5 protein-coding genes and 1 tRNA gene are annotated in these 5,041 nt (G+C 71.2%); 2 read left to right on the forward strand and 4 right to left on the reverse strand.

Annotated elements, in window-relative coordinates:
- Positions 1 to 140: 140 nt before the first annotated feature.
- Positions 141 to 740 (reverse strand): hypothetical protein, encoded by a 600-nt coding sequence (locus tag ACIQWA_RS24345; RefSeq protein WP_360246125.1) that lies wholly within the window; start codon positions 738 to 740, stop codon positions 141 to 143.
- Positions 741 to 1,103: 363 nt separating this feature from the next.
- Here ACIQWA_RS24345 and ACIQWA_RS24350 point away from each other — a divergent pair, with 363 nt between their 5' ends.
- Positions 1,104 to 1,313 carry a DUF5703 family protein gene (locus tag ACIQWA_RS24350; protein WP_350517275.1) on the forward strand — a complete coding sequence of 70 codons (210 nt, stop codon included), beginning with the start codon at positions 1,104 to 1,106 and terminating at the stop codon, positions 1,311 to 1,313.
- Positions 1,314 to 1,460: 147 nt separating this feature from the next.
- Here the strand turns inward: ACIQWA_RS24350 and ACIQWA_RS24355 are convergent, their stop codons facing one another.
- The 3 genes from ACIQWA_RS24355 to ACIQWA_RS24365 all read right to left on the reverse strand — a co-directional run bounded on the left by ACIQWA_RS24355 (position 1,461) and on the right by ACIQWA_RS24365 (position 4,473).
- Entirely contained in the window at positions 1,461 to 2,303 is an 843-nt protein-coding gene (locus tag ACIQWA_RS24355) for a chaplin family protein (RefSeq protein WP_402485663.1), read from the reverse strand.
- Positions 2,304 to 2,586: 283 nt separating this feature from the next.
- Positions 2,587 to 2,829 (reverse strand): chaplin, encoded by a 243-nt coding sequence (locus ACIQWA_RS24360; RefSeq protein WP_402485714.1) that lies wholly within the window; start codon positions 2,827 to 2,829, stop codon positions 2,587 to 2,589.
- 312 nt (positions 2,830 to 3,141) lie between these two features.
- Positions 3,142 to 4,473, reverse strand: a complete 1,332-nt coding sequence (locus tag ACIQWA_RS24365; protein ID WP_360246117.1) for a M20/M25/M40 family metallo-hydrolase — start codon at positions 4,471 to 4,473, stop codon at positions 3,142 to 3,144.
- Positions 4,474 to 4,776: 303 nt separating this feature from the next.
- Between ACIQWA_RS24365 and ACIQWA_RS24370 the strand changes: the two genes are divergently transcribed.
- Positions 4,777 to 4,864: transfer RNA gene (locus ACIQWA_RS24370), tRNA-Leu, on the forward strand.
- The last annotated feature ends 177 nt before the right edge of the window (positions 4,865 to 5,041 follow it).

Raw genomic sequence — 5,041 nt, forward strand, 5'->3', positions numbered from 1 at the left:
CCGCCCCCCCCCGGGCTCGGGGCGACCGGCGGGTCCCCCGGGGCCCCGTGGGGGGGCCCCCCCCCCGGGGGGCCCCCCCCCCCCCCGGGGGGGGGGGGGCCCCGCGGCCCGGCCCCCCCCCCTCGCACGTTCGTCCGATGTCAGTCGTCGGGGTCCTCGTCGTCGTAGACCTCGCTCACGTCGAACCGGCAGATCAGCAACTGCGGGTCGGCGTGCTCGAAGGGCTCCGGCAGCCACTCCCCCGGCTCGGTCGGCTCGGCCGCCGCGACCCAGAGCGTCGAGTCCGCCTCCTCCAGGCCGAACTCCTCACTGCGGGCGGCGATCTCGTCCGGCTCGTACTCGCCGAACAGCACGCCGATCGCGGAGTTCACGCCGCCGGCACCACCCGGGGTCAGCGACTCGTCGAGCCGCTCGGCCTGCGCGCGCAGCCGCTTGGGGTCGACCACGTGGTAGTCGCGGCGGATCAGCACGCTGATCGCCTCGGGCTGTTCCGGGCCGTGGTAACCGCCCGGCCCCTCGTCGCCGGGGATCTCGAACGGGGTGACCTCGTCGTAGACCTCGTACAGGAGTTGGTCGTAGGCGATGGCCGCCGTCGCGAGCTGCTCGTAGGCAGCGGAGACGGCGGGATCATCAGCTGCGTTGGGGCTTGACACCGCTTCCAGATGACGGTCGATGGCGGCCTTGACCGCCTCAGCGGCGGCGCGTACCTCGGCAATGGTGGGCTGCGCGGCATCAGACATGGTGCAGACGCTATCTCCCCGCAGCGCCGGTACGCACAGCGGTTGTCACCTACACCCGCGATTTCACCGCAACTTCCCCCCTGATGTCCGATTCAGGGTGTTCTGTCCCCCGTCGGGACCGGCGCGGGACGGGCGCAGAGGGCGTGCACCCGGCCCGGCGGGGCCGTCCGGATACCGCTTCGCGCGCCGGTATCGGGGTATCCCCTCCACAGCAGCAACAGAACTGATGCACTGTCAGACGAGCCTCCGGGCCGGGAGCCGTCGAACCGCCGCACCGGGACGGGAGGACGGCCGGAAATACCCGGGCCGACTGTCCGGGGCAGGCCGTAGGCTTGCGTGCAGGTGATCCTCAGGAGGAGCGTTTTGACCCCACCGAAGCCGGTCCGGCAGCCGGAGTACGAGTACCAGTCGCTGCGCATGCCGCGCGGCACCACCCGCAACGCGGCGCGCCAACTGCTCACCGAGCACGCCGAGTACGGGCACTGGGAGCTCGACCGGCTGCGACTGTTCCCCGACGGCAGCCGGACGGTCCGACTCAAGCGGCGGATCATCCGGCAGATCCGGAGCTGGTGACGGGCGGCACACGCCGAGCCTTCACGCACCTGCGGCCGCCCGTTCACCGGGCGGCCGCAGGTGCGTCCGTTCATCTGTTCAGGTGTTCAGCTGTTCAACTCTGTCCGTCGACGGGCCCCACGAGCGGGCTCAGCGGGCTCGGACGGTTCAGCGGGCGCCGGCGCGGGCCCGGCGGTAGAGCACGCCGCCACCGATCAGCAGCGCGAGCCCGGCGGCGCCGAGCATCTCGACGCCACCGGCGCCGGTGTGGGCGAGCTCACCGTTCGCGGCGACGCTCTGGGCGGCCGGGGCGGCCGGGGAGTTGGTGTGGGCGGCGGCCGGGACGACCTGGGTGCCGCCGTTGCTCGACGGCTGGGCGACCGGGGTGCTCGGGATGGCGCCGGTCGACGGGCCGCCGTTGCGGGAGCCGCCCGTACCGGTGTCACCACCGGTCGACGGCGGCGGGGTGTGGTCCTCGGGGCAGTCGTCGCTCGGCTTCGGGGCGGGGTGGGCCACGTTGCCGCACTCGTTGCCGAAGGCCGGGTTGCCGGCGCCCACCACGTTCACGGAGTTGCCGCAGGCGTTGACCGGGACGTGCACCGGGGCCTGGACGCTGTTGCCGGAGATCACCCCGGGCGAGTTCGCCGCGGTGCCGCTCGCGGAGGCACCCGAGGCGGAGGAGCCCCGGGTGGCGCCCGCGCCGGAACCGGCACTGCCCCCGGAGTGGCCGCCCTGGCCGGGCCGCGGGGCGGCGTGGCGGCCGCTGCCGGAGGCGTTGGCGCAGTGGTTGCCGTACGCCGGGTTCAGCACGCCGATCACGTCGACCGTGTTGCCGCAGGCGTTGATCGGCACCTCGACCGGCACCTGCACCGAGTTCCCCGAGGCGACACCCGGTGATCCCGCGGCACCTCCCTGCGCCTCGGCGCCCGCGTAGGCGTAGCCGGCGGTCGAGGCCAGCACGCTGCCGGTGGCCACGGCAGTGAGGATCCCCTTCTTGGCTACATTCCTCATGATTTCCCCTGACGTTTCGAGACGGCGTGGCGACCTTGGCATGAACCCGTATGAAAGTCGGAATTTCCGAATATCCGGAAATCGCGCAAGGCCTTTGACTGCACAGGAGTTAACGAGAGGCCAACGGGGAGGTTGAGCCGAACGAAGCAGCTTCACCCGATCGAGTGATCGGGGCGTTCGATCTTGTCGAACCCGACACGCAAAGGCCCCCGGCGCGGCGCGTCCGCCGCCCGGGGGCCGTACCGAGCCCGGCTCAACGGGCCTCAGCGGCCCGGAGATCGGCTCAGAAGTTGGCGCAGTGGTTGCCGAACGCCGGGTTCAGCACGCCGATCACGCTGACGGTGTTGCCGCACAGGTTCACCGGCACGTGGACCGGGACCTGGACCTGGTTGCCCGCGACGACACCCGGGGAGCCCGCGGCCACACCATCGGCAGCGGCACCGCCGTGAGCGGACGCCACACCGGCGGCGGCGAGCACCAGGCCACCGGTGGCGGCGGCGACAGCGGCGATCTTCTTGACCTTCATCATTCCTCCTGTATGGACAACGCAACCCGTTCGGCGGGCTGCAAAGGAATGAACGACGCTGCGGCAAACGGGGTACGGAACAGATTTCCCATTCACCCGCAACGGTGATCCTTCGCACAGATGCTCGGCGAGGAATTACAAGCAGAATCGTTTCTGTTGACCGCTTTCCACCCGTCCCACAATCATGCGCTCCGACAATGCGGTCGGCCCGCCCCCGGCAGTCCGGGAGCGGGCCGACCCAGTCGCCTGATCAGTCTGAGCGGGAGCCGAGATCGACCGGCAGGCACCGGTCGATCGGCAGGCCTCGATCGATCAGCAGGCGTCGATGAAGCGGTCCAGCACCCGGACGCCGAACTTCAACCCGTCCACCGGCACCCGCTCGTCCACGCCGTGGAACATCCCGGCGAAGTCCAGCTCCGGCGGCAGCTGCAACGGCGCGAAGCCGAAGCAGCGGATGCCGAGGTCCTGGAAGGACTTGGCGTCCGTCCCACCCGACAGGCAGTACGGCACCGCCCGGGCGATCGGGTCCTCCGCACGCAGCGCGGTCTGCATCGCCTCGACCAGCGCGCCGTCGAAGTCGGTCTCGATCGCCCGGTCCGAGTGCAGGCTCTCCCGCTTCACGCGCGGGCCCAGCACGCTGTCCAGCTCGGCGAGGAACTCCTCCTCGTAGCCGGGCAGGAAGCGCCCGTCCACGTGGGCGGTCGCCTGACCGGGGATCACGTTCACCTTGTAGCCGGCGCCGAGCATGGTCGGCTGGGCGGTGTTGCGGAACGTGGTGCCGATCATCTTGGCGATGCCGCCGAGCACGCGGACCACCTCGTCCATGTCCTCCGGGTCCAGCCGGTACCCGAGGACGTCCGACAGCTCGTCCAGGAAGGCCCGCACGCTCGGGGTGATCCGCAGCGGGAACTTGTGGCGGCCGAGCCGGGCGACGGCCTCGCACAGCTCGGTGATCGCGTTGTCGTCGTTCGACATCGAGCCGTGCCCGGCCCGGCCCTCGACCGTCAGGCGCATCCAGTGCATGCCCTTCTCGGCCGTCTCCACCAGGTAGAACCGGGCCTGGTCGTTGACGGTGAAGGAGAAGCCGCCGACCTCGCCGATGCCCTCGGTCACGCCCTCGAACAGCTCCGGGTGCTTGTCCACCAGGAAGCGGGCGCCGTAGGTGCCGCCGGCCTCCTCGTCCGCGAGGAAGGCGAGCACCAGGTCGCGCGGGGGCTTGCGGCCGGTGCGCAGGCGGTCACGGACGACGGCGAGGGTCATCGCGTCCATGTCCTTCATGTCGACCGCGCCGCGCCCCCAGACGCAGCCGTCGGCGATCTCGCCGCCGAAGGGGTCGTACGTCCAGTCCGCGGCGTTGGCCGGCACCACGTCGGTGTGGCCGTGGATCAGCAGGCCTGGGCGGGACCGGTCCTCGCCCTCGATCCGGACCACCGTCGAGGCCCGCCCCTTGGCCGACTCGAAGATCTGCGGCTCGATCCCGAACTCCGCGAGCTGCTCGGCCACGTACTCGGCTGCCTTGCGCTCGCCCGGACCGGAGCCGTCCCCGTAGTTGCTGGTGTCGATCCGGATCAGATCGCGACAGATCTCGGCGACCTCCGACTCAGCCGTCACCTTCGGCGCCGCCGACTCGCTCCGCTCGCTCACGGTCACTCCTCGTCTTGGGCCCGCACCGACGCGCCAGCGCGCCACCCCCAGGACCTGCACCCGGGCCGTACGAGCACGTCCGCCCATCCTCCCCCAGCCCTCGACCACGATCCACCCCCCGCACGCCCCCGAAACCCGCTGGTCACACCCCCGCCACAGACCGCCCCCGGCCCCGGCCGCCGGCCCCGCCACCAGCACGTCCGCCCGTTCCGGAGCCGTTTTGGGAGCTCAAGCCGATCTTTGCTACAGTTACATCTGTCAGCGCGACGGACGAGAGATCGGAAGCCGCGAGGACGACACCCGGTCCGGGTGGCGGAATGGCAGACGCGCTAGCTTGAGGTGCTAGTGCCCTTTATCGGGCGTGGGGGTTCAAGTCCCCCCTCGGACACCAGCTGTGAGCCTGTGGGCTCAGGGAAAGTGCCGGTCGAGATCCTTCTCGACCGGCATTTTTCCGTTTTCCGGAGCCACCGATGGGTCGGTCGGGCCGGGGACGGGACCGCGTCCCGGGTTCACGGATCGATCCGTGCACCCGGGACGCGGTCTTCGCTCGGCCGCGGCCGTCCTCGCG

Source organism: Kitasatospora sp. NPDC098652 (assembly GCF_044760155.1).
GTDB lineage: Bacteria > Actinomycetota > Actinomycetes > Streptomycetales > Streptomycetaceae > Kitasatospora.